The sequence below is a fragment of the Leeuwenhoekiella sp. A16 genome, assembly GCF_047946675.1.
In the GTDB taxonomy this organism is placed as follows: Bacteria; Bacteroidota; Bacteroidia; order Flavobacteriales; family Flavobacteriaceae; genus Leeuwenhoekiella.
The window spans coordinates 3652108-3676387 of the sequence record NZ_CP172313.1 but is presented as its reverse complement, the minus strand read 5'-3'; the positions used below and the strand labels follow the sequence as shown (position 1 = coordinate 3676387).

Sequence of the window (24280 nt, the reverse complement as noted above, 5' to 3'; positions counted from 1 at the left end):
TTAAAGCGAAAAACAATATGTTATGCGATTTCATACCAGAAAATGGATAAAACCTCAAGACCTTAATCCTAACCGCACTTTATTTGGTGGCCGGCTATTAGAATGGATAGATGAAGAAGCAGCGCTCTATGCTATTATTCAGTTAGAAAATCCAAAAACTGTAACGAAGTATATTAGTGAGATCGATTTTAAAAGCTCTGCAAAAGAAGGTGATATTATCGAGATAGGGCTGGATCCGGTAAAATTTGGCAATGCATCAATAACCCTAAAGTGCGAAGTGCGTAATAAGATGACTCGTGAAACTATAATTACAATTGATAAAATAGTAATGGTAGGTCTTGATGAGCAAGGCAAAGCAAAACCACATGGTAAAACTCAAATTGAGTTTGTAAAAGACCGTCTGGATACTTAATGATTGAAGAACTTCTAAAAATCGGTTATAAAAGCCTGAAAATCGGTTTATTTTGGGCTATTTTCGTCTGGATTTTTCGTTTTTCTCTCTGCTAAACGCACAGGAAATTCCTTTTCGCCGCCGTATAATTTAATCTCCTGAATATCTGCCGGCATATAATAGCCATTATCTGCAAGAGCTTCTTTTACGGCGCGTACTACATTACCTTTTGTGATGAGAGCCATACGTCTAAAATCTTTTGTATCTACCCAGAAAAAGACCTTGAGATTAACGGTGCTTGTAGCAAGTTCATCTTCTATTACAAAATTCTCATGCTCGTTATCTTCTATAACATTAGGTTCACGCCTTAAAGCATCCATCACGGTTTTTTTAGCACCATCGATATTATCTTCATAAGCGATACCAATTATAAAGCTCCAGCGAAAAAAACCATCTTCAGTGTAATTTGTTACCGGTTCTGTAAGTACATCACTATTAGGAATATAAACATCTTTACCATCAAAGGTTTTTAGTTTAGTGTATCTAAATTCAAGGGCTTTTACTTTTCCAAAATTAGGACCTATCTCAACTGTGTCATTGATATCAAATGGCCGATTAAACGCCAGAATAATCCCTGAAATAAAATTTTCACCTATGTCTTTAAACGCAAAACCAAGCACAACTGCACTCGCACCTGCAGCGGTTAAAATTCCTGTGGCAATGCCGCCCAAACCAGCAGCTCTTAAACCTACCATAATAGCAGTAATTATAAACGCAAACCTGATTGCCTTACCCAAAAATTTACTCATTAATGGGTCATTAGTTCGGGAAGAAATACGTCTTGTAGCAAAATTACCAACCCAAATACCCAGTAAAACGCCTATAATAATTACCATAATACCAATGCCAATACCGGGCAATTGATCTATTAATCTATCGTAGAAGTTTGTAAAAGATTGAGCTAAATTATCTGAAGTTTTTGCTTGCAGCATGTGGTAATTTTGATAAAAATAATAATTAGTTCTGCATTAAATCTTAATAATTTGTTAGTTTAAATAAGGGTTATTACTCTGCTGCATATTAACCTTTTAAGGGAGGTGATTTTATTTGATCATTAGCCCTTTTTAACTGTTCTTTTGTTGGGGGCTCTGGTTTTTGCTCTTCAGATTTTTCGGGTTCAAAATGCAGGTGTGCGTATGTGGGGAAATGATCAGAATTTATATTAGCCCCTCTTTCAATATTTATAACTCTAAATTCTTTAGAAACAAAAATATGATCAAGCGGCCATCTAAAAATAGAACTTTGTGCATTATATGTATTAAATAGTCCGCGACCTATACGCACATCAAGCAAACCGCTAACTTCTTTAAAAAGTGTTGTTGTATTAGACCAGGCAACATCATTAAAATCTCCCATTACAATGACAGGGTATTTTGAAGCTTTGCTCAATTTTGCGGTGAGCATCATTTCTGTATCCCTGTCTGAAGAAGAAGGGTTGTGTTGCGGCATAGGCGGCGTAGGATGTATCGCATACAACTGGATGGTATCTCGTGAAGGCAGAACAAATTTTGTATGTATAGACGGGATACTGTCATCTACCATAAAATGCACCTTTGGGTTGATGAGCTTCAGTTTAGAATATATAAGCATCCCATAGGTGTTAGAAATGGGCATTTCTGCTCTGTACTTATATTCTGGCGAAATTCTTGGAGCGATTGCATTTCGCCATACGGTGTCAGCCTCACAAAGAATTATAAGATCAGGATCTTTATCCTGTAACTCAACTAGCAGTTTATCATGATCTTTATTCTTCTGAAGCACATTTGCAGTGAACAGCTTTATACCTTTATCACTGCTAGGGTTTGTCCAGCCCAATACCTCTTTTTCATGAAGTGGTGTATAAGGATATATCTTTAAAACCTGAAATATGAGACAGGCGATCATGATAGTAACAAACACATAATCTTTAAACCAGCGTATATCAAACCGAATGAAATATGCCAAAACAGCTGTAGCCGTAAGTATAGTAAGTTGTGTGTGAGGAAAGTCAAACATTCGTATCCACCAGTAATCTGCTGCGATAAGTGGAACTAAGGTTAAAACAACGGCTATCGCTCCAAATACCTGGAGGAATTTCTTTAACTTCATAAACGGGGGTTAGTGAAAAATTAAAGATACATATTTTATGTATTCCAGCTATTGTTTGCTAAAAACCTTGTAATATCATCACCAGACGGAGACTCAAAAAGCTGCAGATCAAAGTAGGGAAGTGCTGCTATAAGGTGATCAAAAATGTCTGCCTGTATATGCTCATAATTCTCCCAACGCTTGTCTTTGCTAAAACAAAATATTTCTAACGGAATACCCTGCGGTGTAGGAGCAAGGTGGCGTACCATTAGGAATAGATCTTTATTAATCGCGGGATTCTCATGTAAGAATGCGTCTGCATATTTGCGAAAAACGCCCAGATTTGTCTGATTTCTGCCATTAATAAGGAGGTTTCTATCAATCTCATTGGTCTTATTATATCGCTTTACATCCTGTTCTCTATGTTTAATATAAGGAGCTATAAGCTGAATTTTTTTCAATTTCTCAATATCTTCTTCTGTAAGAAACCGCACAGAATTCTGCTTAATATATATTGCTCTTTTAATGCGCCTGCCATCGCTTTCCTGCATGCCGCGCCAGTTCTGGAAAGAGTCTGAAATTAGGCTGTAAGTGGGAATGGTAGTATATGTGTTGTCAAAATTCTGTACTCTGACCGTTGCCAGATTAATTTCGGTAACGGTACCATCTGCGCCATATTTACTAAAAGTTATCCAGTCGCCAAGACGCACAATATCATTTACTGAAACTTGTATTGAAGCAACAAGACCTAAAATAGTGTCTTTAAAAATTAAGAGTAACACAGCAGAGGCAGCTCCTAATTGTAATGCAAACTTCCAGGCATTTTCATCAAAAAGTTCTATTACTACAAAAAAGATACCCACACCCCAGAGAAAGAGCATTACTACCTGAACGTAGCTCTGTAAAGGCTTATCATGAAACTCTTCTTTTGTACTGAAATAATTATTAGACGTACGCAGTAAACTGCGCAGTATCTTAATGATGAGGATTATAATGTAAATATTTACTCCTTTTTCAACCCAATACCAACTCTGCGGATAATTAAGGAATAAAAACGGCAAGAACCATTTAAGTATCGCTAACGGAATAATATGCGCTATATACGCCGGAAAATTTGTTAAGATCAGGTAATCGTCAAAAGTGCTTTTAGTCTTATTTGAGAATGCTTTAAAAACTTCCACTATGATTTTTCGCAGAAGCTTATCGAGCAATGATATGAGAACACCCAGTATTAGAACATTGAGAGCGATGGTAATAAAATCGGCATAAAATGCCTCAATACCGTGCTCTTTAAGGTATAAAGTAAAATTCTCAAGATATCTGGAAACGTCTTTCTTCATCAATGCAAAATCAGTTTGCAAAGATAGTATTCTAAGTAAGTTTACAGGAAAATAACATTAGATTAGAAATGTTTATACAATTTAAGATCTCATTTCATAATTAAGCTAATTCTAATTGTAATCGTGTTAGTTTGAAACGTATTTTTATAATCTCAAAACGATAAAATGGACATTAAACAAATATTCGAAAACAACGAAACGTGGGTAAGAGAAAAATTAGAAGTAGATCCTGATTTCTTCTCAGAACTTTCAAACGGGCAGAGTCCGCAACTTTTGTACATCGGCTGTTCAGACAGTAGAGTAACTGCAGAAGAATTAATGGGCATAGGTCCCGGTGATGCTTTTGTGCACCGTAATATTGCAAATATGGTGTCAAATCTTGACTTAAGCGCTATGTCTGTAATTAATTATGCGGTAAGCATTTTAAAAGTCAATCATGTTGTTGTTTGCGGACATTACGATTGCGGGGGTGTAAAAGCCGCTATGACCTCAAAAGATCTGGCTATTCTCAATCCGTGGTTAAGAACCATACGCGATGTGTACAGAATTCATAAGCATGAACTTAATGCTATAGAAGATGAAGAAAGTAGGTATAAGAGATTAGTCGAGCTTAATGTGCAGGAGCAGTGCATCAATGTTCTTAAAACGGCAGATGTGCAGATCGCTTTTCGCGAAAGAGGAATCACCGTTCACGGCTGGGTCTTTGATATTCACTCAGGAAAATTAGTCGATCTAAAAATAGATTTTACTTCCATCTTGAATGATATCATGGAAATTTATCATTTAGACTAAAAAGAAATAGCCGTCTGTAAAGACGGCTATTCTTCATTTTATTAAAAACCAATCAATTATGAAGCTATAAATAAGCTTGCTATTGCTGTTGCAGTATCACCAGACATTGGTTCGTCGTAAGCTTGTGTAGATGCCTCCATAGAAAAAGGACTACCGCTTCCTAAAGTAGTTACATCAACACCGCCGTGCGTAGTATTCTCTTCTCCGTCATAAACAGCTTGAGCTTCTGCAGGTATCCCAGCACCTCTTTCATTAGCGGTAATCCATCCGTCAAGACCTCTTAACCTTCTTATTTCAGAAGCATGACGCGCTTCTACAGAATGTATCTGCAATGCTGCAGTTAAATATGCGCCTTCTGCAAGACCCATTAAATTTCCGGCCTGACCTTTATAAGCTCTTACCCCAGTATCTTCAAAAGCCTGAGCAAGCGCTAATAATTGTGCGTAGGCCATATCATCACCTATACCATTTTCATTAAATGGGTCAAAAGTACCACCTGCTGTAAAATCGAAAGTAGGAGATTCAATACTGTCTTCACCTAAAGTATCTTGTAAGAATGATACGTGTGCACTCTCATGTTTAGATATTTGTGCATAAATAGCTTCTGCTTTCATGGCGTTAGCGCCACCTGCTCTTGCAATTACTCCAGAATCTAAAGCTTTTAAGTAAAATTCTGCTTCTAGATATTCTAATGTTAGAGCTAGTTGAAGAGGAGCTTCATGGTCAAAAAACATAGATGCTGTCGTCGCTGCTTTTGCTTTTGAAGACAATGCTCCTAAACCAAAAGGTATAGCGGCAATAGCTGCTTTTTTACCCATGTTACCAAAGGTGCCAAACATATCTCTTCTCGATGATGCTGTGTTGATTAAATTATCAGATGTAAACTCGTCTAAAAATTTTATAATATTCATGATGTTTTCTTTTTTAAAAATAATAATTGATTAGTTAGTGATTATGGTAACTCCATTGCAGTGAATGGCGTAACGAAGAACCCTCCGGCAGCTGCTATAACCTGAGAAGGATTAAGAGCGCCATCTAAACCAGTAGAGGCCATTACCACATCGTCTCCTGCAAATAATGCGTAGTCATCCATTTCACCACCACGAATACTTCTAATCGCTGCAGCGTGTCTTGCTTCTACAGATACTATTTTACCTGCAATTACAAGGTAGTCTGCAGTTTCTATTAATTTACCTGCGCCATTATAAGCGCTTACACCTGTATCTTCAAGTAATTGAGCTGTAGTAAGTACAGAATCTCTATTGTTAAAGTCTACATCACCAAAATCGAATTCTAATGTTGCTGGAAGTACCAGATCTGCAGAGAAAGTTGCGTTAAGTGCAGCTTTAAAGAACTCTCTGTGATTTACCTCATGATTATAGAGGTCTTCCATTAATTTCTTTTCTTCCATTGATGCTCCAGAATAGTAACTACCGTTTACAACACGTGTGTAAAACTCTGCTTCAAGTTGCTCAAGAGCATAAGCGTAGTTAAGCACTCCGCGATCTCCAGATCCTAAATCAAAAGTTGCATCAGGTGGCATGACATTTCCCATATCATCATCATCGTTACAGGCCAGTAATAAACCAGATCCTGCAATTGCCATACCGCTCAGTTTTAAAAATTGTCTTCTGTCTTTACCTTTAGAAGGTCTAGGTGTTATCACCTTAATTTCATTGTTTTTCATAGCTTGACGTAAATTGGTTAATAAAATTACTTACTCAATTTACGAGGGAGACAGGCGCATAGTTTTCGAGAGATGCGGCTTTAACAAGAGTTTAATAGTATTGATGATTATTTTACTGTTTTTCAGTAAAGTACATATAGATAATTTAAACAGAAGTATTAAAAAATTAACAAGATGATAGGTTGGTAGTTCTGTTTTTAATAGGAAAAAGATGGATTTTTACCTCTAAAAAGCGCATTTTATTGAGAAATGGTCGATTTTTTAATCAATTCTTGCGAAAATTGATAATGAAAAGGAGGTATAATTTGGAAAACTGAATACTGAATCTATTTACAAGGAAAATCGAAATCAACTATTGAAAAGGAATAATTCTTCTTAAAGTTGAAGTGCCACCATTCTGTTCTAATAGTTTCAAAACCGAATCTTTTCAAGCCTTCCTGAAGCAGCTTACGGTTGTCAAGAACTTCTTGTGGCAGATTTGTATAGTCAATATGTGCCTCTACACCAAAGAAATCATGATCTGTGCCCATGTTTACTACACTGCCATCTAGTTTTACAAGAGAAATATCAACAGCAGCGCCACGATTATGTACCGAGCCGGTAGTATAAGGATTAGCTACATATTGCGAATTAGGAAACACTGCCCACATTTTCTTTTGAGCAGATACCGGGCGGTAGCAGTCATAAAGCAAAATCTTATATCCTTTTTCACAGAAATAATGATTAGCTTCCTTTAATGCAGCAGCAACTTCTGGTCTTAAGTAACAACTTGCACAATCATAAAAAGCTTCTTTTAGAAAGTTATTAGTAGAAGCGTATCTAATATCGTATGCAAAACCATCTTTTAAAGTGTCGAGCTTTACCAGCTTTTCTGTATTCTGAGACATGGCAATACAGGTTGAAAGCAAAACCAGTAAAACTAAAATCTTTTGCATTTTTCTAAAATACGGAATTTAAATAGTCCTGAAAATTGTTCTGAAAACAACTATTCAGCAGTTTGTGTCTGAAGATACTTTTTATCCATCCAGAAAGTTCCGAAAGGAATTACAGAACATATAAGGACAATGCCTAAAGTTTTGGCACTCCATTTCATTTCGCTTTTAAGCATAATCGCAAAAACTACATATACTATAAAGAGAATACCGTGAATCATCCCGATCACCTGATTAGGCTGCGGATTTTCATAAATGTACTTAAGAGGCATTGTTACAAACAGAATCACTAATAGTGAAATACCTTCAAGGATACTTAAAACTCTAAAAAATTTAATCATATTAAACCAGGTTAAATATTGCCAGAGCGTAAAGATAGAACCTAACAAACCTAACAAGACCAAAAAGAAGATATTTTGTAAATGGGTATTTGATCATACCTGCAGCAAGACTGCTCACAGCAAAAGGCACTGGTAAAATAGCACCTACAACAATAAGAAAACCTCCCCATTTACGGGCATTTTTTAAATGCTTAGCCATTTTTACATCCAGATATTCATGCACTGCTGTAATTTTAGTAGAAGCTTTACCTATAAAATATGAAGTTATACCGCCACAATAAGATAACAATGCCAATAAAGAAAGATAAAGAACAGGATTAGGCATTTTATCGCTCCAGGCGATAAAAATTTCCGGCGGAATCAGGCCTAAAATCGCCTCAGAGAGGTAAAAAACAGCCAGTACCCAAAACCTTGGGAAAGTATCTGTCATCTTAATCAATAGACTATTGATGTCTATTACAGTAAAGTGTATAATAGCCAGAACAACAAAAAATACAATTACAGGAACAACTGCTTTCTTTAGACTGGTGGTTAAAAAATTATAGAAACCTGTGTATTTATAATATTGATGCAAGAGTTGTAATCTTGACTTTTTAGTAGATGATTCAGATTTGGGCATACTGCAATTTTTTTCGCAAAACTAAGTCTTACGCAGACGTATTGCAAAGCAGCAGGACGCTATATTAATATTTTGGCAAAAATTTAAATTATTGATTACTCTAAAAATCAGGAATAACTATATTTTTAACATATGGAAAATCTTAAAAACAAAGTTGCCCTCATAACCGGGGGCACAAAAGGTATAGGTCAAGGCGTTGCAGAAGCGCTGTTAGAACTAGGTATGAATGTTGCTATTACAAGCAGAACGCTTACCGCGGCAGAAAAAGCAGCCGCAGAGCTGAATAAATCAGGAAAAGGTAAAGCCATTGGTATAAAAGCAGATGTGCGCAGTATAGATAGTCAAATGAGCGCTGTTAATCAGGTCATCGCAGAGTGGGGACAGCTTGACGTACTTATAGCAAATGCGGGTATAGGTCATTTTGCTAACGTAGCAGATCTTACGGTAGGGCAGTGGCAGGAAACTATTGATACAAATCTAACAGGAGTCTTTTACAGTGTGAAAGCGGCAGTAGATGCTCTTAAAGAATCTCAGGGTTACATTATAACTATATCAAGTCTGGCAGGAACTAATTTTTTTGCTGGCGGGGCAGCGTATAACGCGAGTAAATTTGGTGTGACAGGTTTTAGTCAGGCTATAATGCTCGATCTAAGACAGCATGGTATAAAAGTCTCTACTATAATGCCGGGAAGTGTGGCAACACATTTTAATGGTGACGAACCTTCAGACAGAGATGAGTGGAAAATACAGAAAGAAGATATTGGGCAGTTAGTTGCAGATTTGTTACAAATGAATCCCAGAACATTACCCAGTAAAGTTGAGGTTAGGCCATCAAAGCCGCCACAAAAGTAAAGTAACAAAAAAGCCCTTGAGATTATCAAGGGCTTTTGTTTTAGTTTTCATCAGCGTATTCCTGAAGTTCCTCTACATAGGAGCGCAGGTCTAATCTGTTTGTCTTGTTGTCTGGTTCAGCAAGCAGATTGAAAAGGTATAATAAACTTTCCTGAGGTTCAGACTCTTCAGCTTCTACACTTTCTTCGTAGCCTTCAATTGGTTCTTCCTCTGGTATGCCCACAGCAAATGTTTTGTAAGCTTCTATATGTTCATAGGCCAGACGTATAACCTTTGCAAGCAATGGTCTTTTTTCTTCTACGGCGTGCTCTCTAAGACTTTTAAGATCGTCTACTACAGTATTTGTTATGATGCCATTATTTTCAACGTCATCAATCAATTTATTAAGCAGTTTTATCGCTTTAGGATTCTTCAAGATAGTGGTTTTATTAAAACACAAAGGTAGAAGGATTGCCCGTTTTTTACCACTTTACTTGAATAATTTTTATGGAAAAATTTTTTAAGCCCATATTTAAAATTGCAAAATCTTCAACATAAAGAATTTAGTTTACAATAATTTGAAAATTTAAGAAACCATTTATCAAATCTATAAATCTTGAAAGCTGATTTCGATTTAGGTCTAAAATGGCTTAATTTTGCAAAATTCACATTTAAAAAAATTCACTTTTGAGCGAAAAGGCTATAGGAAAGAGAGGAAACTCAGGTAAAGAACTTTATTCATATCAATTAAAGGATCTCGACAGGATCTTCTCATGTATGGAGGAATCTCCTGATGATTTCAATTTATTGTATCAATTACCTACAGGGGGTGGTAAGACTGTTATTTTTTCAGAAATAGTACGTCGTTACATCACAGAGAAGCAAAAAAAGGTATTGATCTTAACGCATCGTATTGAACTTTCTTCTCAAACTTCAAGAATGTTAACCTCTTTTAATGTGCCAAACATGGTAATTAACAGCAAGGTTAAAACTCTTGAGGGTAATGAGGATTATATGTGTTATGTTGCGATGGTAGAAACGCTCAATAACCGCTTACAGGACGGGCAGATTGATATAACAGATGTTGGTCTGGTTATTATAGATGAGGCACACTACAACTCTTTTAGAAAATTATTTAGTCATTTTAAAAATGCCTTTATTCTGGGTGTAACTGCAACTCCGTTAAGTTCTAACGTGAAGTTGCCAATGAAAGATAATTATCGCAAGCTTATTATAGGTGAAAGTATAAGCTCTTTAATAGATAAAGAATTTTTGGCCAAAGCTAATATGCATACGTATGATGTTGGTTTAAAAACGCTGCAGATAGGTATTAACGGTGACTATACGGTAAAATCTTCAGAGATATTATATACAAATCATAGCATGCAGGAGAAACTTCTTACTGCATATGAAGAGAAAGCTAAAGGCACTAAAACTCTTATTTTTAATAATGGTATAAATACTTCGCGTTACGTTTACGAGACCTTTAAAGAGGCCGGATACGATGTGCGCCACCTTGACAACACTCATAATAATAAAGAACGAAAAGAAATTCTCAGGTGGTTTAAGAAAACACCTGATGCGATTTTAACTTCGGTTAGTATTCTTACTACAGGTTTTGATGAACCCAGTGTTGAAACAATTATACTTAACCGTGCTACCAGGTCTCTTACCTTGTATTTTCAAATGATAGGGAGAGGTTCACGTGTATTACCAAACAAAAAAGAGTTTCAGGTCATCGATCTGGGTAATAATATGGCCAGATTCGGACTTTGGGATGCACCAATGGATTGGAATGACATTTTCTTATATCCTGATTTCTATCTTGAGAACCTCGTAAGTGATGAAGATATTGAGCGCAATTTTGAGTATACAATGCCGCCAGAGCTGCGAGCCGAATTTGCAAATAGTAAAAATCTTGATTTTGATATTAAAAAGGAGTATGAAGAGGTTTTTGCAAAAGGACTCAAATCTAAAGTTGCGCTGGAACGCTCTGTAGAACAGCATGCCAGAATTTGTTATGAAAACAGTGAAGATGTTTTTGATGCACGTATTTTAGCTCGTCAACTTCAGGATGAGATAAGCTACAGAATTCGTTTATATTCGTACTGCATTATGAAAAACACACAGAATTACAAAGAATGGCTTGAAGAAGACTACATGAGAAAACTTCGTCTTAAATTGAGCCAGATGTATGCTAAAGTAGGAGTAGAATAAAAACCAAATTATGCGCATTATTACAAAGATTTACCTTTTTTTAATTTTTTCATTTACACTTTTACTTTCGGGAACTTCATTTGCACAGGAAGGTGAACCAGAACTAGGCGCCTGGTATGTTTATATCTGGAATACTGATTTTAAGGAAAGTCATTTTGGTGTGATGGGCGATGTTCAGTACCGTAATTACAGTGTATTTAGCGACTTTCAGCAATTTATAGCCAGAGGGGCTCTCTCATACTCTTTTGAAAATATGCCATTAAAGGTAGCTACGGGTTATGGCTTTTTCAATTCAGGCACTTTTGACGAAAGCGACGCAAAATTTCAGGAAAACAGAATTCATCAGGATTTTATTTGGTCACAGCAACTTGGTAAACATATATACACATCGCATCGCATAAGGCTTGAGGAGCGATTTGTAGACGATCAGGATTTTAGAACCAGAGCCCGATATATGTTGGCAATTAAAGTCCCTCTTACTAAAAGTGATTTAAGTAAGAATTCGGTCTATTTTAGCGGATATTCTGAGGTTTTTATAAATGGTCAAAAAAATATAGGTAACGGTAGAAAAGTGACTCTTTTTGATAGAAACTGGTCCTTTGCTGGGTTAGGATATTCAATTTCAGACCAACTTCGTTTTGAGACAGGATACATGCGTGAGACAACCAGCAGCCAAAGCAAAGGACAGTTAACATTTACTTTATTTCAAACTTTCTAGCTTTTTTGCAAAGCTTTAGGTTTTTTCTATAGTTTATATTCTACATTTGATGAAGTGATAAGCCATATTAAATCATATAAACGCTTGGTGAGTATTTTTGGGATCATATTGATCCTGGGGCTCAAGTTTGCAGATTTACATCAGCTTACTCATGATATAGGTGTTAAGAACGACTGTAAAGTTTGCCTTCTTGCTCATTCTAAGATTATAGGTGATGAGTATCTTCCGGCAGATATTCCATCTTTTGAGCCACTTCCCCCTGTAGAAATACCCAATATTGTTACAACCGTTCTGGTTGAACAACATAAACCCACACTCTTTTTTGGAAGGTCACTGAATAAGGCACCTCCTGTAGCCTAGATTACATTCAGTTTAACTTTTTTGCCCATTTGGGCCCAATCTTTTAATTCAATTTCAATGAAATATATTGGTATTGGGATTATCCTCTTAATGAGTTGGATATCTCAAGCACAGGAGTGCAATATAACCCTGTCTGGAAAAGTCACAGACTTTCATGACGGTAATCCATTATTTAATGCCACACTTAGCGTTGTAGGCGAAAACATTTACGCAGTAACAGATTTTGATGGCCACTACAAACTAGAAAATATCTGTGCAGGAGATCATGTAATACAAGTATCTCATCCTGACTGTGACACTGCTTCTTTTAATATTACCATAAATAGTAATACACAGAGGATTTTCAAACTCGAGCACCATATTGAGGAGCTAAAAGAAGTAACCGTAACTGGAGAAAAATTTAAAGAAGAAACAAATAGTGGCACAGAGCAATCAATTAACCAGGGTACTATAGAGAAGTATAGTAATGCCAGTTTGGGTGACGCTTTACGCGAAATAAGTGGAGTTTCTTCATTAAATACGGGTAGTACTGTAGTAAAACCTGTAATACAGGGTCTACATAGTAGCAGAGTCCTTATCATTAATAATGGTGTAAGACTTAAAGACCAAGAATGGGGCGTTGAGCACGCTCCCAATCTAGATGTGAATAGTGCCTCAAATATTACGGTAGTTAAAGGAGCTGGTGCCTTGCGTTATGGTGGTGATGCCGTGGGCGGAGTAATAGTGACAGATGGAAGAGTAGCTCCTGTGAAAGATACACTTTTTGGTAAAACCATTTTTAATGTAGCCACCAATGGCAGGGGATTGAGCGCAACTTCTAGTCTTTTAAAAGCCTACCAAACTGGCTGGTATCTTAAAGGTCAAGGAACTTTAAAATATGCAGGTGACCTGGAAGCGCCAGATTATAATTTATCTAATACAGGAAGTCATGAGAAGGATTTTTCAGTAGGTTTTGGCCTTAACAAATTCACTTATGGTTTTGATGCATTTTACAGCTATTACAATGCAGATATTGGTATTTTAAGAGCTTCACATATTGGTAGCGTGGGTGATCTCATTAGAGCGATAAACAGCGATAAGCCTACTTATATAGATAACTTTACCTATGACGTTAATGCACCCAAACAAGCAGTGCAGCATCATTTAGCCAAATTAAGCGTCTTTAAAAGATTTGAAAATGCAGGTAAGTTGAGTGTAGACTATTCTTATCAATTTAATAAAAGACAAGAGTATGATCTTAGAAGGGGAGATGACAAAGATAATCCTTCACTAGATCTGGAGTTAAAATCACATACGCTGGGAGCTAATTTTTTATGGGATTCCAGAGATAATTTAGAAGCAAATTTTGGTACAGAGGTTTCTTATCAGGATAATTTTCCAGATCCTGATACGGGAATCAGAAGATTGATACCAGATTATCAAATGTATACAGCTGCAGGTTATGCTACTTTTGACCTTAATTTAGCCGATAATTGGGTTGTAGATGCCGGTTTACGATATGATTTTGTACGTATTGATGCACTTAAATATTACCTGAATTCACGATGGGAGGAACGCGGGTACGAAAGCGATTTTAGCAATATAGTTCAAAGCAGACTCGACAATCAGCTACTTGCAAATCCTGTTTTTGATTATAATAATTTATCTGGAACGGCCGGTGTAAAATATATAATTAGTGATAAGCTGGTAAGTAGATTTAATTTAAGCTCAGCATCCAGATCTCCTAATCCTTCAGAGTTATTTAGTGACGGTTTGCATCATTCTGCAGCGATAATAGAACTGGGAGACCTAAGGTTAGAGAAGGAGCAATCTTATAAAGCCAGTTTATCGTTAGAAGGAAGCTTTAATCGTTTTACGTTTGGTGTAAACCCTTATTATAATAAGATTGATAATTTCATTATTCTAGAACCTTTCGGCGTTCAGCAGACTACACGAGGGGCTTTCCCGGTGTACCAGTATAATCAGGTGAATGCGCGCTTATTTGGTGTAGACGTAGATGCAGCGTATACTTTTAATGATAATTTCAGTTTACAGAGCAATTTGGCCTATGTTAATGGTCAGGATCTCGACAGGGATAAACCGTTAATAGATATGCCTGCTCCTAATTTTACCAATACCCTGACATATAGTTCAAAATGGCACAATTTGACACTTGCACTGCGAAGTCAGAGTGTATTCACTCAAACAAGATATCCCGATAATGATTTTATAGTTCCTGTACCTGTTAATGGTACGCAGGTTGACACTAAAGTTGAAATTAGCAAACCGCCCGCCGGTTATAATCTATTCCACTTTTCGTCTTCTATAGATCTGCCGGTAACCAATTCATCTAACCTGACTCTGGGTTTTTATGTTGACAATTTATTAGATACTAATTACCGGGATTACCTCAACAGACAGCGATATTTTGTTGATGATTTAGGAAGAAATTTTAGAATACAATTGAAGCTTAACTATTAGATCATGAAAAAGAATATATATATAATATTATTCACGTTCACAATTCTTTCCGCATGTTCACCGGATAGAATTCCTGAGCCTATAAATGAAGAAGAAGTTATTACAACCTTAACAATTGAGTTGACACCTGATAATGGTGGTGATATTGTAACCCTAACTTCACGCGATATAGATGGGGATGGTCCTGATGCTCCTGAAATAAATATTTCAGGGTCCCTTGTTGCTAATACAGCATATTCAGGAACCGCAACATTGCTAAATGAAACTGTATTTCCTGCCGAAATTATAACAGAAGAAGTAGAAGAGGAAGGAGTTGACCATCAATTCTTTTATGAATTGGGCGGAAATGTAAATGCAGCAATTGCTTATAAAGATTCTGATTTAAACGGAGACCCAATAGGAATCGAGTTTACGCTTACAACGGTTTCTGCTGGTTCAGGATCTTTAACTGCAACATTAAGGCACAAACCGGATAAATCTGAAGCTGGAGTAAGAGACGGTGATATCACCAATGCCGGTGGTGAAACCGATTTTGCCCAGATATTTAATATAACAGTAGAGTAGTACAAAAAAAACAGGCGGATCATAAATGTCCGCCTGTTTTTTAAATAATGATCTAGGAATTTTATCCTAAATAGGTCTTTAACACCTTGCTTCGGGAAGTGTGTCTCAATCTGCGAATACCTTTTTCACGTATTTGTCTTACGCGCTCGCGACTTAGATCAAACATTTCTCCTATTTCCTGCAGGGTATGAGGTTGCTCACCACCTAGGCCATAGTTAAGTTTAATCACGTCAGACTCACGAGGAGAAAGGGTTTCCAGAGCTCTTTCGATCTCTGTTCCTAATGACTCTTGCAATAAATCTGCATCTGGATTTGGTGATTCACCAGATCTCAATACATCATATAAATTTGAGTCATTCTCGCCTTCTTTAAAAGGCGCATCCATAGACAAGTTACGACCGCTATTTTTCATAGCAAGTTTTACCTTTTGAACGGTCATATCAAGTTCTTTTGCAATCTCATCTGCAGAAGGTGGACGCTCAAGACTTTGCTCTAAGTAAGAATATGCTTTGTTGATCTTACTTATTGTACCAATCTTGTTTAAAGGTAGACGTACAGTTCTTGAATGTTCTGAAATAGCCTGTAAGATTGATTGACGAATCCACCAAACTGCGTAGGAAATAAATTTAAATCCACGAGTTTCATCAAAACGTTTTGCAGCCTTAACCAGACCTACATTACCTTCATTGATAAGATCTGGAAGTTTCAGACCTTGATTTTGGTACTGTTTTGCTACAGAAACCACAAAACGTAAATTAGCTTTCGTCAAACGTTCTAAGGCAACCTGATCACCTTCACGAATACGTTGTGCCAACTCGACCTCTTCCTCAGCATTTATCATATCGAGCTTACTCACATCCTGCAAATATGTATTGAGGGATTTCGATTCTCGATTGGTAACCTGCTTGGTGATCTTGAGTTGTCTCATATATAAATATGTTTTTAAGTTTAAAGAAGATGTATTATAGTGGATAAAAAAGGTAAAAACAAATTAATTGCGTATATTTATTATTTATTTAGCATATTAACACCTAAATCAATCTATTTTATGATTTATTTGGGTATTACTTAATTATCTTCATCCTTCTTTTTGCGCTTAAGGAATGAGAAAAAGCCTTTTCGTTCTTTTTCTGCATTTTCTTCCACAGCATCTTCCTCGTTAATTGTTTGCGCTGTTTCTATTCGTCGGCCTTTACTGTCAATTCTTACGGGTTCTTTGTCTGAATCATTATTACCGAATAAGTTTCTAAAAAGATAGCGTACAGATGTACTATCCTGTTTTATGCTTTCGCATGAAAGTGCACTTTCTACCTCTGGCGATGGGTGTGCAAATCTTGCTTTTGTAATTTTCGTATATGTTGTATCTGCATTAAGTCTGGTCATAAACTTTGCAAAGATAGGCAAAGCAGAATTTGCTCCTGATCCTAAACTTGTACTGCTAAATCCTATTCTATAATCGTCGTTACCTACCCACGTAGCAGTTATTAGCTGTGGCATAACACTCACAAACCAACCATCTTTGTTATCCTGTGTTGTACCCGTTTTAGCGGCAATGTCATTATTTAAATGATATTTATAACGCAATCTGTTAGCAGTACCTTCTTCTACCGTGCCCTGCATCATGTTAATCATAGCTTCTCGGGTAAAGTTGCTTATCGCTTTCTTTTCTGATGGCTCAGGGTTAAACTCTGCTATTATATTTCCCTCCCTGTCTGTAATTTTAGAAATGTAAATTGGCTTAACAGGTTTGCCATTGTTTGCAAATGGAGTATAAGCTGCAGCGAGATCACGAAGTCTTATTTCGGCAGTTCCTAAAGCTAATGAGGGCACAAATGGGAGTTTATCCTGTAAACCCATCTTTTTCGCCTGAGCGACCACTTTATCGATGCCTACATCAAGTAATACTTTTACTGCCACGGTATTCACAGAATGACTTAGCGCACCTTTTAATGAATAAGAAGTAAAACGACCTCCTTCATCGCTTGCATTAGAGGGTGTCCATATTTTATTATCAACTAAATATGTTTCTTCTTCAGCAGAATAATAGGAGCAGGGGTCTATGTCATTCTCTAATGCGGTGGTGTATACAAAGGGTTTAAAAGTTGAGCCTACCATGCGTTTGCTTTGGCTCACATGGTCATATTTAAAATATTGATAATCTATGCCACCTATATAAGCCAATATTCCACCAGAGTGTGGGTCTATCGCCATAAAACCGCAATTAAGAAGTGATAAAGAATGTGATAAGCTGTCTATTACAGAAATATTCTGTTTGTCATCATCACCATTCCAGTCAAAGATCTGGCGCATTTGTTTTTTACCGAGAGAATCAAGAATCTGTTTTTCACTAAATCCTTTAGCAGTAAGGCGTTTATATATATCAAGTTTTTTAATAGAAGGGTCTAAAATATTCGTACGTCTCCAGGGGGCATATTTACCATATGCTTTTTCATAAGTGGCCTGCAGCTCTTTCATATGGGTTTTCATACCTGCTTCTGCATATTGCTGCATTTTCTTATCAAGCGTTGTGGTAATGGTGAGTCCATCTTTGTAAAGGTTATACGCAGAACCATCTGGTTTTTTATAATCTTTTAAAATATTCTGTACGTCTCTTCTCACCAATTCTCTAAAATAAGGTGCAAGACCGTAATCGTCATAGCGTTGATAATGCAATTGTATGGTGTCTCGCGCCATATCTACAGTATCTTTTTGCGTGATATAGCCGTAATGTATCATCTGGCCCAGCACAACATTTCTTCTTTGCTTAGCCCTTTCGGGGAAGAGACGCGGGTTATAACTATGATTTGCTTTTAGCGTTCCTACAAGAATGGCGGCTTCGTTTAGATTAAGTTCGCGCGTTGTTTTATCAAAAAACTTTTGAGAGGCGCTTTCAATACCAAATGTATAATCTGGAAAGGGCACTGTATTGAGATAAAGGTTGAGAATCTCATCTTTAGTGTAAATTTCTTCTAAACGTTGTGCAAGTATAAATTCTTTGAATTTAGAAACAATAAGACCAATTTTACCACTGTCTTCACGGCCAAATAAATTCTTGGCCAACTGCTGCGTTATTGTACTACCGCCACCAGCAGAATCATCCTGTAATAGAAGGGTTTTAAAAAATACCCGCAGAAGACTTCTTTTATCAATACCATCGTGATCGTAAAAACGTGAATCCTCAGTAGCTATTAAGGCTTCTCTTAAATGTGCCGGGATTTCTTTATATGTAATGGGGCGCCTGTCATATATAAAATATTTTCCTATTACTTCACCGTTTCTGTCGAGCAACTGGCTCGCGAGAGATTGATTAAGATGTGAAAGCTGCTCTTTTCCGGGAAGTTTGCCCCAAACGCCAACGTATATACTAAAAAAGAATAAAGAAAATGCCAGAAAAAGACTTCCTGCCGCAAGAGTTAGGTATCTGGCCCATTTTCGCTCAAATAACCGATCTAGAAAAATACTTACTGTACTCCCTGCCTGTTTTAAGAAAATATAAGATTTTGGAAACCTATCAGCTACCGTTGATGAGAACTTGCTATAGCTGTGATGAAACCAATTACGAAGGGTACTTTTCATAAGATAATGCAAATAAAAGGATAGCCCTTATCTTAAGCAAATTGCTTTGTAATTCTTTAACATCTTAAATATTTTTAATTTCGTTGTAACATAATCACAAGAAAGTATACTTATAGTTATAATATCTTAGTTTTTAGACTTTAAAGGGAGGTTTTAAGAGCTTTTAGCCGGATTTTTTCGGGAGGTGCTTTTAAAAATTATAGGCTGTATTTAAGAAGGATTAAGTATTGCTTGTAGGTAAATAACCACTTAAGAGTTTATTAAGATGTTTAAAGAATTTAAGGGCTTCTATCTGGTTTATGCGGGATAGAAGCTTTTTACATTAAGGCTATATCGATCTCTTTCCCTAAAAAATACCCAAAGCCTCACTGTTCTCTTCCTAATTATTTCGGTTTAAACTATTTTTAAATTTTAGATCCTAATTATGTATTCTGAGATACGCCAACATATAGAAAAAATTATTCCGCTAAGTGATAAAGAATTTGATGAATTTAAAAGCATCCTTATTCCGGTTGAAATAAAAAGAAAAGAACAACTCATTAAGCCCGGGATGTATGTAGATACCGAATATTATGTGGTAAAAGGATGTTTAAAGGCTTTTCATACCTCAGAAACAGGTCATAATTCTGTAGTTCAATTTGCAATAGAAGATTGGTGGATAGCTGATTTTAATGCCTTTTTTAACGATTTACCTGCAAAATTGACCATAGAAAGCGTTGAGGATTCTTTATTACTTGGCCTAAAAAAATCTAATCTGGAAGAGCTTTATAGCAGAATTCCTAAGTTTGAGCGCTTCTTCCGCATAAAGACCACAAACGCCTATTTGAGTCTTACAAACAGAATTCAGTCTGGTTTAGAAAAAGACAGCAGAGAACGTTATATAGAATTTTGTAAGACATATCCCAGTATAGAACAGCGCGTGGCTAATTATCATATCGCTAGTTATCTGGGTATTAAACCAGAATCTCTCAGCAGAATTAGGCGAGAACTGGCAACTCTTAACGCATCTTAACTTGTTTTCAACCTTCATTAACAGGGTAGACTAACATACATCAATTTTACTCTCAGGTTTGCTCATTAGTTTTACTTTGAATTAAAAAACAGATACAATGAGTTTACAAAATAAGACAATAATAGTAACAGGAGCTTCAAGCGGAATAGGAGAAGCAACGGCAGAAACTCTTGCAAAAGCTGGAGCGAATGTGGTTATTACTGCCAGAAGAACAGAAAAACTTGAAAAATTAAAACAACGCATAGAAAGTGACGGAGGCAAAGCACATTTTGTAACTGCCGATGTTGTAAGCAAAGACGACTGGAAAAAGGTTATCACAGAAACTCACGATAAATTTGGTAAAGTAGATGCTTTAGTAAATAACGCCGGACTAATGCCATTATCTTTCATTGAAAATCTTCGTACAGAAGAATGGGATAAAATGGTAGATGTTAATATTAAAGGTGTTCTTAACGGTGTAGCTGCTGTCGTTCCTGATATGAAAGAAAATAAAAGTGGGCATATTATAAATGTCTCTTCTGTGGCGGGACGTAAAGTAACTCCATCCTCGGCAGTCTACTCAGCTACTAAGTATGCTGTACGTGCCTTAAGTGAAGGTATTCGTATAGAAATGGGGCCTAAGTACAATGTAAAGGTAACCTCAATAGAGCCGGGTTTTGTAGCAACAGAGCTAACAAACACCATTACAGATGAGGATGTGAAAAAGACAATGTCACAATTTGAAGATATGACACCTCTTGAAGGTCAGGATATAGCAGACTCTATTCTCTATGCATTAACACAACCAGACAGATCAAGCGTAAATGAGATTTTAATACGCCCTACAACTCAGGAAATGTAAACTGCTGATTATATAATAATTAAATCAAGCCCGATTAACTTATGTTGATCGGGCTTTTTTATGCCTAATTATCAACTCTAAAAAAATATATCATTTTATCATATTTTTAAGAAAATTATAATCCACTTTATGGGGAATGCCTATATCTTTATCATACTACAATTATAAATTCTGTATGTACGTTTTACTTATCTCCATCTTCGTCCTGGGATACCTGGGCATTGCACTTGAACATAACATTAAAATAGACAAAGCAGCCGCAGCCATCCTTACAGGTGTGATCTGCTGGACAGTTCTTATTATAGGTCAGGATACCCTTCTGGTGGAAACCACACCTGTAGCCGGAGCTGAAGAAACGGGTTCTTTTCTGGAAGAGACCTTGCTGGTACATATAGGTGAGATAGCAGAGATATTATTCTTTCTGCTGGCAGCGATGACAATTGTTGAACTTATTGATGTGCACAAAGGTTTTGAAGTTGTAACAGATAAAATTACTACCGCAAACAGGGTAAAACTATTGTGGATCATCTGTAGCATTACTTTCTTTTTCTCTGCTGCTCTTGATAATTTAACTACTGCTATTGTAATGGCAGCTTTATTAAAGAAACTTCTAAAGAAAAAGGAAGACAAATGGTTCTTTGGTGGTATGGTAGTTCTGGCTGCCAACGCTGGTGGTGCCTGGTCACCTATAGGTGATGTTACCACAATTATGTTGTGGATAGGAGGACAGGTAACCGCAGGACATATTATTACTACTGTTTTTCTGCCTAGTTTAGCCTGTCTTCTTGTACCGCTTATTGTTCTTACAATTAAGATGGGAGGAAGAACTGAACGTCCTGACAGTATAGTTGAAGAAAATCCACAACATCCTGCGGTTACAACAATGGAGCAGAAACTGGTATTTTGGTTAGGTATAGCGGGACTTCTCTTTGTTCCCGTATTTAAAAATGCGACACATCTCCCGCCATTTATGGGTATGCTTTTAAGTTTGGGCATTCTTTGGGTCACTACAGAACTTCTGCATAGAAGTAAAGAATACTCTAGAAAGTATCAACTCTCTGTATCAGGTGTTATTAAAAAGGTAGATACACCTAGTATACTTTTCTTTTTAGGTATTTTACTAGCTGTTGCTAGTTTGCAAACTGCGGGTGTTTTACAAGATCTTGCACAGGTTCTAGATGATACCTTTCACGATATTTATCTGGTAAATATTTTTATCGGTTTACTTTCTGCTGTTGTAGATAATGTACCGCTAGTAGCGGGAGCAATGGGTATGTACTCTTTAGATACTTATCCTACAGATTCTACTTTCTGGGAGTTACTGGCTTATTGTGCAGGTACAGGTGGTAGTGTATTGATAATTGGTTCTGCAGCTGGTGTAGCAATAATGGGCTTGCTTAAAATCGAGTTCATGTGGTACGTACGCCACATTAGCTGGATTGCTATTTTAGGCTATTTTGCAGGTGTTGCTGTATTGTACTTATTAAACTAAATAATCTAGCAAAGAACTGCGACATTAAAGAGACCAAGAAGTCCTACTACGAGAGCAGCGATCCCTATTGCTGCTTTAAACGGTGTTAAGCCATTTGATATTTTTTCTAAAAAATCTCCAATGGCAGGAACTTTCTCGAGGGATCCTGATAAAAGAGTAAGACCAGCAAGTATCCCTATAAGATCGTAAAGCGTACAAAAAGGTCTAAATATATAAATAATCCCTAAAATCAGGCTAATACAGCCAATAATCGTTCTAAATGGGGCCAAAATCCCTGCAGCTTTTGTGAAAATTTGGCTACTGCCGTCCCATCTGTCAAGTACACTAATCCCTAATAGAATACCGGCACAGATATTAGATATGTCAAAAATTGTTCCCATAAAGTCTTTAAAAATGCTAATATATGTACTTGAATTGAGAAAAGAAATCTTTTTGGTCTTTAGAAACTAAATCATAAAAAAAGCCGCAATTGCGGCTTTTTAAATAATATCTGAATTCTATTTTATTAGTTAGAACTCATAAGTGATAAAAATTTATCAAGATTTGGCAAAATAACAATTCTTGTTCTTCTGTTTTTCGCCATATTATCTTTACTATCATTAGGCACTAAAGGCATATAACTACTACGCCCGGCAGCAATTAGTTTAGAAGGATCAACATTATAATCATCCTGTAATTCTCTTATTATAGCCGTCGCACGTTGCACGCTTAAATCCCAGTTATCTTTAATATAAGAACCTGGTTTTACTGTTTTGTCATCAGTATGACCTTCTACCATTACTTCAATAGCCGGTTCAGAGTTTATAACATCTGCAAGTCTCTGTAAGAGATTATCTGCTTTTTTGCTTACTCTGTAGCTTCCAGAATTAAAAAGTAATTTATCAGAAACAGAAATCATTACGACCGTTTCATCAATAGAGATATCTACGTCGTCGTCTGAGGCTACATTACTATCTAAATTCTTTTTAAGATTATAAGAAATAGCAAGGTTCATAGAATCTTCAAGTGTCTTAGCTTGTGCCAGTTCACTTTGGTCAACATTCTTTAATGTTTCCCTCATTTTATTTTTTGAATTATTCGACATAACTCCCAGATTATCTACCAGGTCGTATTTCTCATCATTTGAGCTTTGTAATGAATTAATTTTAGCATTGTAGTTCGCTACACGTTCTTGTATCGCGGCATACTTTGCTTCAATCTCTTCTTTTTCTACTTGTGTCTTTGTAAGAGTTCCTCTTGTGTTATAGTATTCGCTTTGCAGTTCTGCATATTTCTTTTTAGAAACACACGATGTAATTAAAACAGAGGAGATGATGGTTAATGTTATGATCTTTTTCATTGTAAAGTTTTTAAAATTGTAAGTTCTATAACAGGTTATGCTTCTTAATTATTTCTTTAAAAAGCCTATTGTTGTGTTAAAAAAAAATGCTGCATGGTAAAACCATACAGCATTTTGATCACATTATTATTCTTTAAACTACTGTATATCTACAAGTTCAAGATCAAATACTAGTTCTTGTCCTGCAAGAGGGTGATTAGCATCTATCACGATAGTTTCAGGTTTTACTTCTGCTACACGCAACTGTCGCTCGCTACCATCAGGATTGCGGGCTACAAGACCCATCCCAACTTCAGGATTTATTTCTGGCGGAAGTTCAGTCTTTGGGATTTCCTGAAAAAGATCTTTTCTTACTTCACCATAGGCCTCATCCTGAGGTATAGTAACTGTTTTTTTCTCATTAACTTTCATGTCAATAAGACCTTTTTCAAAACCAGGAATCAACTGTCCTTCTCCTAATTTTATCTGTAAGGGCTCTTTATCTACAGAGCTGTCAAAAATTTGACCGTTGCTTAATTTTCCTGTGTAATGTACCTTAACGGTATCATTAGCTTTTACTTGACTCATAATTTTTATTTATCAATTTCTAAAGTGCGGAATGTAAGCAAAGGCATTTCTAATACCTGAATAATAACGTTAAA

At 36.4% G+C, this 24280-nt stretch carries 25 protein-coding genes; 11 read left to right on the top strand and 14 right to left on the bottom strand.

Going from position 1 to position 24280, the window contains the following annotated elements:
- Positions 1 to 22: 22 nt before the first annotated feature.
- The gene (locus tag ACH3O9_RS16095; RefSeq protein WP_416442174.1) at positions 23 to 412 is read left to right on the top strand and encodes an acyl-CoA thioesterase; all 390 of its coding nucleotides are present in this window, start codon (positions 23 to 25) and stop codon (positions 410 to 412) included.
- A 47-nt stretch (positions 413 to 459) separates the two neighbouring features.
- On the opposite strand, the gene ACH3O9_RS16090 is transcribed toward ACH3O9_RS16095, so the two are convergent.
- From ACH3O9_RS16090 to ACH3O9_RS16080, 3 genes are all read right to left on the bottom strand, one after another.
- Positions 460 to 1383 carry a mechanosensitive ion channel family protein gene (locus ACH3O9_RS16090; RefSeq protein WP_416442173.1) on the bottom strand — a complete coding sequence of 308 codons (924 nt, stop codon included), beginning with the start codon at positions 1381 to 1383 and terminating at the stop codon, positions 460 to 462.
- Positions 1384 to 1471: 88 nt separating this feature from the next.
- Complete coding sequence (locus tag ACH3O9_RS16085) at positions 1472 to 2539, bottom strand: endonuclease/exonuclease/phosphatase family protein (RefSeq protein WP_416442172.1); 1068 nt, start codon at positions 2537 to 2539, stop codon at positions 1472 to 1474.
- A 35-nt stretch (positions 2540 to 2574) separates the two neighbouring features.
- Complete coding sequence (locus ACH3O9_RS16080; protein ID WP_416442171.1) at positions 2575 to 3858, bottom strand: mechanosensitive ion channel family protein; 1284 nt, start codon at positions 3856 to 3858, stop codon at positions 2575 to 2577.
- A gap of 165 nt (positions 3859 to 4023) precedes the next feature.
- On the opposite strand from ACH3O9_RS16080, the gene ACH3O9_RS16075 reads away from it, so the two are divergent.
- On the top strand, positions 4024 to 4650 hold the full coding sequence (locus tag ACH3O9_RS16075) for a carbonic anhydrase (protein WP_416442170.1): 627 nt from the start codon (positions 4024 to 4026) through the stop codon (positions 4648 to 4650).
- A 56-nt stretch (positions 4651 to 4706) separates the two neighbouring features.
- On the opposite strand, the gene ACH3O9_RS16070 is transcribed toward ACH3O9_RS16075, so the two are convergent.
- The 5 genes from ACH3O9_RS16070 to ACH3O9_RS16050 all read right to left on the bottom strand — a co-directional run bounded on the left by ACH3O9_RS16070 (position 4707) and on the right by ACH3O9_RS16050 (position 8229).
- Positions 4707 to 5561, bottom strand: coding sequence for a ferritin-like domain-containing protein (locus ACH3O9_RS16070; RefSeq protein ID WP_416442169.1), 855 nt, complete (start codon positions 5559 to 5561; stop codon positions 4707 to 4709).
- Positions 5562 to 5602: 41 nt separating this feature from the next.
- Positions 5603 to 6337, bottom strand: coding sequence for a ferritin-like domain-containing protein (locus tag ACH3O9_RS16065; RefSeq protein ID WP_416442168.1), 735 nt, complete (start codon positions 6335 to 6337; stop codon positions 5603 to 5605).
- Between the two features lie 326 nt (positions 6338 to 6663).
- Positions 6664 to 7224: a M15 family metallopeptidase gene (locus ACH3O9_RS16060; RefSeq protein WP_416442167.1), complete on the bottom strand. Its 561-nt coding sequence runs from the start codon at positions 7222 to 7224 to the stop codon at positions 6664 to 6666.
- Between the two features lie 98 nt (positions 7225 to 7322).
- Positions 7323 to 7610, bottom strand: a complete 288-nt coding sequence (locus ACH3O9_RS16055) for a DUF3817 domain-containing protein (protein WP_416442166.1) — start codon at positions 7608 to 7610, stop codon at positions 7323 to 7325.
- Position 7611: 1 nt separating this feature from the next.
- Positions 7612 to 8229 carry a YqaA family protein gene (locus ACH3O9_RS16050; protein WP_416442165.1) on the bottom strand — a complete coding sequence of 206 codons (618 nt, stop codon included), beginning with the start codon at positions 8227 to 8229 and terminating at the stop codon, positions 7612 to 7614.
- A gap of 132 nt (positions 8230 to 8361) precedes the next feature.
- Here ACH3O9_RS16050 and ACH3O9_RS16045 point away from each other — a divergent pair, with 132 nt between their 5' ends.
- Entirely contained in the window at positions 8362 to 9081 is a 720-nt protein-coding gene (locus tag ACH3O9_RS16045) for an SDR family oxidoreductase (RefSeq protein ID WP_416442164.1), read from the top strand.
- A 40-nt stretch (positions 9082 to 9121) separates the two neighbouring features.
- On the opposite strand, the gene ACH3O9_RS16040 is transcribed toward ACH3O9_RS16045, so the two are convergent.
- The gene (locus ACH3O9_RS16040) at positions 9122 to 9496 is read right to left on the bottom strand and encodes a hypothetical protein (RefSeq protein ID WP_416442163.1); all 375 of its coding nucleotides are present in this window, start codon (positions 9494 to 9496) and stop codon (positions 9122 to 9124) included.
- Between the two features lie 251 nt (positions 9497 to 9747).
- Between ACH3O9_RS16040 and ACH3O9_RS16035 the strand changes: the two genes are divergently transcribed.
- The 5 genes from ACH3O9_RS16035 to ACH3O9_RS16015 are packed head-to-tail and all read left to right on the top strand — an operon-like array spanning position 9748 to position 15379.
- Positions 9748 to 11277: a DEAD/DEAH box helicase gene (locus tag ACH3O9_RS16035; RefSeq protein ID WP_416442162.1), complete on the top strand. Its 1530-nt coding sequence runs from the start codon at positions 9748 to 9750 to the stop codon at positions 11275 to 11277.
- A 10-nt stretch (positions 11278 to 11287) separates the two neighbouring features.
- Positions 11288 to 11995, top strand: a complete 708-nt coding sequence (locus tag ACH3O9_RS16030; RefSeq protein ID WP_416442161.1) for a DUF2490 domain-containing protein — start codon at positions 11288 to 11290, stop codon at positions 11993 to 11995.
- A 54-nt stretch (positions 11996 to 12049) separates the two neighbouring features.
- A complete protein-coding gene (locus ACH3O9_RS16025; protein WP_416442160.1) occupies positions 12050 to 12355 on the top strand; it encodes a hypothetical protein in 306 nt (101 codons plus the stop codon).
- A gap of 57 nt (positions 12356 to 12412) precedes the next feature.
- Positions 12413 to 14815: a TonB-dependent receptor gene (locus tag ACH3O9_RS16020; RefSeq protein WP_416442159.1), complete on the top strand. Its 2403-nt coding sequence runs from the start codon at positions 12413 to 12415 to the stop codon at positions 14813 to 14815.
- A 3-nt stretch (positions 14816 to 14818) separates the two neighbouring features.
- Positions 14819 to 15379, top strand: coding sequence for a type 1 periplasmic binding fold superfamily protein (locus tag ACH3O9_RS16015; RefSeq protein WP_416442158.1), 561 nt, complete (start codon positions 14819 to 14821; stop codon positions 15377 to 15379).
- Positions 15380 to 15440: 61 nt separating this feature from the next.
- Here the strand turns inward: ACH3O9_RS16015 and ACH3O9_RS16010 are convergent, their stop codons facing one another.
- Positions 15441 to 16307 (bottom strand): sigma-70 family RNA polymerase sigma factor, encoded by an 867-nt coding sequence (locus tag ACH3O9_RS16010; RefSeq protein ID WP_416442157.1) that lies wholly within the window; start codon positions 16305 to 16307, stop codon positions 15441 to 15443.
- Positions 16308 to 16447: 140 nt separating this feature from the next.
- A complete protein-coding gene (locus ACH3O9_RS16005; RefSeq protein ID WP_416442156.1) occupies positions 16448 to 18955 on the bottom strand; it encodes a transglycosylase domain-containing protein in 2508 nt (835 codons plus the stop codon).
- 424 nt (positions 18956 to 19379) lie between these two features.
- Here ACH3O9_RS16005 and ACH3O9_RS16000 point away from each other — a divergent pair, with 424 nt between their 5' ends.
- The 3 genes from ACH3O9_RS16000 (at position 19380) to nhaD (ending at position 22300) form a co-directional block, all read left to right on the top strand.
- Positions 19380 to 19967, top strand: a complete 588-nt coding sequence (locus ACH3O9_RS16000) for a Crp/Fnr family transcriptional regulator (RefSeq protein WP_416442155.1) — start codon at positions 19380 to 19382, stop codon at positions 19965 to 19967.
- Positions 19968 to 20064: 97 nt separating this feature from the next.
- A complete protein-coding gene (locus ACH3O9_RS15995; protein ID WP_416442154.1) occupies positions 20065 to 20808 on the top strand; it encodes an SDR family oxidoreductase in 744 nt (247 codons plus the stop codon).
- 175 nt (positions 20809 to 20983) lie between these two features.
- On the top strand, positions 20984 to 22300 hold the full coding sequence (nhaD, locus tag ACH3O9_RS15990; protein WP_416442153.1) for a sodium:proton antiporter NhaD: 1317 nt from the start codon (positions 20984 to 20986) through the stop codon (positions 22298 to 22300).
- A gap of 5 nt (positions 22301 to 22305) precedes the next feature.
- Here the strand turns inward: nhaD and ACH3O9_RS15985 are convergent, their stop codons facing one another.
- From ACH3O9_RS15985 to ACH3O9_RS15975, 3 genes are all read right to left on the bottom strand, one after another.
- Positions 22306 to 22680, bottom strand: coding sequence for a hypothetical protein (locus ACH3O9_RS15985; RefSeq protein WP_416442152.1), 375 nt, complete (start codon positions 22678 to 22680; stop codon positions 22306 to 22308).
- A 125-nt stretch (positions 22681 to 22805) separates the two neighbouring features.
- Entirely contained in the window at positions 22806 to 23639 is an 834-nt protein-coding gene (locus ACH3O9_RS15980; RefSeq protein ID WP_416442151.1) for an OmpA/MotB family protein, read from the bottom strand.
- A 138-nt stretch (positions 23640 to 23777) separates the two neighbouring features.
- The gene (locus ACH3O9_RS15975) at positions 23778 to 24206 is read right to left on the bottom strand and encodes an FKBP-type peptidyl-prolyl cis-trans isomerase (RefSeq protein ID WP_416442150.1); all 429 of its coding nucleotides are present in this window, start codon (positions 24204 to 24206) and stop codon (positions 23778 to 23780) included.
- Between the last annotated feature and the right edge of the window lie 74 nt (positions 24207 to 24280).